Below are 5561 nucleotides of genomic sequence, written 5' to 3' on the forward strand. Positions count from 1 at the left end.
CAGCTCGCCGTCGTGCTCGACCAGCCCGTGGCCCAGCGGACGCAGCCGCGGGCGGCGCGGTCCGCGGCGCAGCCGGCGCGACGGCACCGCGTGGCGGGCGCGGCGCACCGTGGTGTCGACCGCGTACGAGATGGTGCGCGCCGCGCCGGACACGCGCGTCAGCAGGTCGTCGGCGTCGTCCGCGCCGACCAGGCCGGCCACGGTGTCCTGCTCGGGCAGCACCAGCGTGTCCGTCGGCCGCCCCGTCACGACCTGCAGCGCGTCCCGGACGTCGAGCAGCACCCGGTGCGCGGCGTCGACCGGGCCGTGCGGCCGGTCGGCCAGCCAGGACGCCGACAGCGCCCGCAGCAGCGTGACGTCGCGCAGCCCGCCGCGGCTCTCCTTCAGGTCGGGCTCGAGCAGGTGGGCCGCCTCGCCGAACCGCTCGGCCCGCTCGTCGAGCGCGTCCAGCAGCTCGGGCAGGCGGCGCCGGGCCGCACCGCGCCAGTCGTCGAGCAGGCGGCTGCGGGTGGCCGCGACCAGCTCGGCGTCCCCGGCGACGACCCGCAGGTCGAGCAGGCCGACACCGGCCGCCAGGTCGTGGCCGCCGACCTCGCGGCACTGCGCCGGGGTGCGCACCGAGTGGTCGAGGCGCATCCCGGCGTCCCACACCGGGTACCAGACGCGGTCGGCGAGCGCCGCGACCTCGTCGGCCGCGAGCGCGTGGCCGTGGTGCAGCAGCACCAGGTCGAGGTCGCTCGCCGGCCCGGCGTCGCCGCGGGCCAGCGAGCCGACCGCGGCGAGCGCCACGCCGGCCGTGCCCGACCCGGCCGCGGGCGTCTGCGCGACCGCGTCGGCCCACAGCTCCCCCAGCCAGCCGTCCACCAGGTCGGTCAGCACCTGCCGGCGACCCGGCCCGTCGTCGCGGTGCCACGACGGGGACCGGGCCGCCGACGTCAGGCGCTCGGCGCGCAGGTCTCGCACGCGCTAGATCGCGTCCAGGCCGCGCTCGCCCGTGCGCACGCGGGCCACGTCGTCGACCGGGACGCTCCACACCTTGCCGTCGCCGATCCGACCGGTCTGCGCGCTCTTGACGAGCACCTCGACGACGTCGGACGCGGCGTCGTCGTCGACCAGCACCTCGACGCGCACCTTGGGCACCAGGTCGACGGTGTACTCCGCGCCCCGGTAGACCTCGGTGTGGCCGCGCTGGCGGCCGTAGCCGCTGGCCTCGCTGACCGTCATGCCCTGCACCCCGAAGGACTCCAGGGCGCTCTTCACGTCGTCCAGCTTGTGCGGCTTGATGATCGCGGTTACCAGCTTCATGCCGACACCTCCGAGCTCGTGGGGACCGACGAGGACGAGCCGAGCGAGGGACGGAACCCGCTCGCCCCCACGCCGGCCAGGTCGTACCCGGTCTCGGCGTGCTCCACGGAGTCGATCCCGGCCACCTCGGCCTCCTCGGTGATGCGGAAGCCCATGGTCTTGTCGATCACGGTGCCGATCACGTAGGCGAGGACGAACGACACGACGAGGACCGCACCCGCGCCGACGGCCTGCCGCCAGAGCTGGTCGACGCCGCCGCCGTACAGCAGCCCGTCCACGCCGGCCGGAGCGGCCGCGGTGGCGAAGAAGCCGATCGACAGCGTGCCCCACAGTCCGCCGACGAGGTGGACGCCGACGACGTCCAGGGAGTCGTCGTACCCGAGCTTGAACTTCAGCCCGATGGCCAGGGCGCAGACCACGCCCGCGATCCCGCCGACCGCGATGGCGCCCAGCGGCGACACCGACGAGCAGGACGGCGTGATGGCGACCAGACCGGCCACGACGCCGGACGCCGCACCCAGCGACGTCGCGTGGCCGTCGCGGATGCGCTCGGTCAGCAGCCAGCCCAGCATCGCCGCCGACGTCGCGACCATCGTGTTGACGAAGACGACGGACGCCGAGTTGTTGGCCGCCAGGGCCGAGCCGGCGTTGAAGCCGAACCAGCCGAACCACAGCAGCCCGGCGCCGATCATGACCAGCGTGAGGTTGTGCGGGCGCATCGGGTCCTTGCCGAAGCCGATCCGCTTGCCGAGCACCAGGGCGAGCGCGAGGCCCGCGGCGCCGGCGTTGATGTGCACCGCGGTCCCGCCGGCGAAGTCGATCGCCTTGAGGTTGTTGGCGACCCAGCCGCCGACGTGCGTGACGGTGCCGTCGTCGTCGGTGAGGGTGAAGTCGAAGACCCAGTGGGCGATCGGGAAGTAGACCACCGTGGCCCAGATGCCGGCGAAGACCATCCAGGCCGAGAACTTGGCCCGGTCGGCGATGGCGCCCGAGACCAGCGCGACCGTGATGATCGCGAAGACGGCCTGGAACGCGACGAACGCCATGGCCGGCAGACCGCCGCCCTCGGACGTCGTGTCGGCCATCAGCCCCTTCAGCCCCAGGAACTCGGTGGGACTGCCGAGCAGGCCGCCGCCCACGTCGTTGCCGAACGCGAACGAGTAGCCGTACAGCACCCAGAGCACGGCGATCAGGCCCAGCGCGCCGAAGCTCATCATCATCATGTTGAGCACGCTCTTCTGGCGCACCATGCCGCCGTAGAAGAGCGCGAGACCGGGCGTCATGAGCAGCACCAGGGCGGCGCTGGTCAGGACCCAGGCGGTGTCGCCGGTGTTCACCACGGCAACCTCCATCACGGGGGGTCGGGCGGCCCGGGCGGGCCGTCTGGAAGGTGCTCCGACCATCCCCAGCGGCTGTTTCGCCGTCGCTCCCTGCGTGTTACAGCCAGGTGACGAGACGACCCGCGGTGTGAAACCCGTGTTGCGGACCCGCTGCCGTCCCGCAGGGCGAGACGGCGGTCTCAGGCCAGCAGGGCGTCGACGAACTCCTCGGCGTCGAACGGCGCGAGGTCGTCCGGGCCCTCCCCCAGGCCCACGAGCTTGACCGGCACGCCCAGCTCGCGCTGCACGGCCACGACGATGCCGCCCTTGGCGGTGCCGTCGAGCTTGGTGAGGACGATGCCGGTGATGTCGACGACCTCGCCGAAGACCTTGGCCTGGCGCATGCCGTTCTGGCCCGTGGTGGCGTCGAGCACGAGCAGGACCTCGTCGACCGGCGAGCGCTTCTCGACCACGCGCTTGACCTTGCCGAGCTCGTCCATCAGGCCGGCCTTGTTCTGCAGCCGCCCGGCGGTGTCGATCAGGACGACGTCCGCCTCGGTCTCGATCGCCGCCTGGACGGCGTCGAACGCGACGGCTGCCGGGTCGCCGCCGTCGCGGTCGGAGCGGATCGTCGGCACGCCGACGCGGCTGCCCCAGGTCTCGAGCTGGTCGGCGGCCGCGGCGCGGAAGGTGTCGGCCGCGCCGAGCACGACGTCGCGGTCCTCGGCCACCAGGACGCGGGCGAGCTTGCCGACCGTCGTGGTCTTGCCGGTGCCGTTGACGCCCACGACCAGGACGACGGCGGGTCGGCCGACGACGCCGTCGATCGCCAGGGCGCGGGGCATGGACGGGTCGACCAGCGCGACGAGCTCGCTGCGCAGCAACGCCTTCAGCGTCTCGGGGTCGCCCACGCCGTCGACCTTGACCTGCGTGCGGAGGCGGTCGACCAGCTCGGTGGTCGGGCCGACGCCGAGGTCGGCGCCGAGCAGCGTCTCCTCGACCTGCTCCCAGGTCTCCTCGTCGATGCGGTCGCGCGAGAGCAGCTGCAGCAGGCCCTGGCCCAAGGCCCCGTTGGACCGGGCCAGCCGCGACCGCAGCCGGTGCAGACGACCGCGGCTGGGTGCGGGGCGCTCGAGGGTGGCGGCGTCGAGCTCGGCCGCATCGTCCGGCACCTCGACCGCGGGCTCGCAATCGAGGACGTCGACGTCCTGCACGCTGCGCTTCGGCGCGTCGCGCGGCGGGGTGGCGTCGTCACCGACGCCGGGTGCGTAGTCGGTGCCGGGTCGGGGCGCGGGCGGGGCCTGGCGACGGCCACGGCCGCGCACCAGGCCGACGGCGAGGCCGCCGACGAGCAGGGCGATCGCGACGACCAGGACGATGGTGAGGGTCAACGGGTCCACGACGACCGATCCTCCCAGACGCGGCGCCGGGGCTCAGGCGCGGTGCTGGCCGACGTCCGTGGTCTGCGGGCGCAGGTCGATGTCGGACGACGGGGCCTGGGTGCTCGTCGTGCCGCCCGGCCCCGGCTGGTCGCCGCTGCGCGCGGGCAGGCGGTCGGCGAGGTCGCCGACCTTGTCGCGCGCGGCGCCGACGGCGTCGACCGTGCGCTCGCGGGCCGCCTGCACCAGCTGCTCGCCCTGCGGGGTCAGGATGTCGCGGCCCTCCCGGCGCGCCGGCACGGCCACCAGGGCCACGACGACGGCCGCGATGAGCACGGCGATGAGCATGCCGACGATCACGGTGGTCATGGCTCTACCGTGCCTCACGCACGGCGGTCGGCTCAAATCGGGCGCGCGTCATGCGCTGGTCGGTTCGCGCAGCCGCTGGCTCACCACGGTGGTCACGCCGTCGCCGCGCATGGTGACGCCGTACAGCGCGTCGGCGACCTCCATGGTGCGCTTCTGGTGCGTGATGACGATGAGCTGGCTGGACTCGCGCAGCTCCTCCATGATCACGATCAGCCGGCCCAGGTTGGTGTCGTCGAGCGCGGCCTCGACCTCGTCCATGACGTAGAACGGGCTCGGCCGGGCCTTGAAGATCGCCACCAGCAGCGCGACCGCCGTGAGCGAGCGCTCGCCACCCGACAGCAGCGAGAGCCGCTTGACCTTCTTGCCGGGCGGGCGGGCCTCGACCTCGATGCCGGTCGTGAGCATGTCGTCGGGGTCGGTGAGCACCAGCCGGCCCTCGCCACCGGGGAACAGCCGGGCGAACACGCGCTCGAACTGCGCGGCGGTGTCGTGGTAGGCGGCGGTGAAGACCTGCTCGACCCGCTCGTCGACCTCCTTGACGATGTCGAGCAGGTCGGTGCGGCTGCGGCCGAGGTCGGCGAGCTGCTCGGTGAGGAACTTGTGCCGCTCCTCCAGCGCCGCGTACTCCTCGAGGGCGAGCGGGTTGACCCGGCCCAGCAGGTTCAGCGCGCGCTCGGCCTTGCGCAGCCGCTTCTCCTGCTCCTCGCGCACGTAGGCGGTGGGCTCGGGCGGCGTCTCGGGCTCGGGCTCGCCGGGGACCGGGACGGACGGCGGCACCAGCTGGTGCGGGCCGAACTCCTCGAGCAGCACCTCGGGGTCGACGCCGAGCTCCTCGACCGCCTTGGCCTGCAAGGTCTCGATGCGCAGCCGCTGCTGGGTGCGGGCGACCTCGTCGCGGTGCACCGAGTCGGTGAGCTCGCGCAGCTCGTCCTCGAGGGTGCGCAGACGGGCCCGGACGTCGGTCAGCTCGGCCTCGCGGTGCGAGCGCGAGGCCTGCGCGGCGTCCCGCTCGGTCGTCGCGGCCTCCAGCGTGCGCGAGAGCAGGTCGTGCGCGTAGGTCGCGCCGACGGCGACGGCGTGCGCCACCTCCGCCTCGCGCTGGCGCCGGGCACGGCGGGCGGCCACCCGCTCGCGGGCCTCGTGCTCCTCGCGCACCGCCCGCTCGAGCTGCTCTGCGCGCGCGTGCTGC

6 protein-coding genes are annotated in these 5561 nt (G+C 74.0%); all 6 read right to left on the reverse strand.

The features are described from left to right. Positions 1–963 (reverse strand): [protein-PII] uridylyltransferase family protein (locus ACYVJ4_RS17005; protein ID WP_460461277.1); only part of this gene is annotated, 963 nt, incomplete at its 3' end. 3 nt (positions 964–966) lie between these two features. Beyond that, positions 967–1305 carry a P-II family nitrogen regulator gene (locus ACYVJ4_RS17010; protein ID WP_460461278.1) on the reverse strand — a complete coding sequence of 113 codons (339 nt, stop codon included), beginning with the start codon at positions 1303–1305 and terminating at the stop codon, positions 967–969. After that, entirely contained in the window at positions 1302–2642 is a 1341-nt protein-coding gene (locus ACYVJ4_RS17015; RefSeq protein ID WP_460461279.1) for an ammonium transporter, read from the reverse strand. Before ACYVJ4_RS17015 ends, ACYVJ4_RS17010 begins: the two co-directional genes overlap by 4 nt. Before the next feature lie 182 nt (positions 2643–2824). Then, positions 2825–4024: a signal recognition particle-docking protein FtsY gene (gene ftsY, locus ACYVJ4_RS17020; protein ID WP_460461280.1), complete on the reverse strand. Its 1200-nt coding sequence runs from the start codon at positions 4022–4024 to the stop codon at positions 2825–2827. Between the two features lie 33 nt (positions 4025–4057). Next, entirely contained in the window at positions 4058–4372 is a 315-nt protein-coding gene (locus ACYVJ4_RS17025; RefSeq protein WP_460461281.1) for a hypothetical protein, read from the reverse strand. 48 nt (positions 4373–4420) lie between these two features. After that, a partial coding sequence (locus tag ACYVJ4_RS17030; protein ID WP_460461282.1) for a coiled-coil domain-containing protein occupies positions 4421–5561 on the reverse strand: 1141 nt, incomplete at its 5' end.

The sequence above is a fragment of the Angustibacter peucedani genome (genome assembly GCF_054779595.1).

Coding starts and splice junctions, on each gene's coding strand:
- ACYVJ4_RS17025 (WP_460461281.1), bottom strand. CDS start 4,372: ATGACCACCGTGATCGTCGGCATGCTCATCGCCGTGCTCATCGCGGCC.
- ACYVJ4_RS17010 (WP_460461278.1), bottom strand. CDS start 1,305: ATGAAGCTGGTAACCGCGATCATCAAGCCGCACAAGCTGGACGACGTG.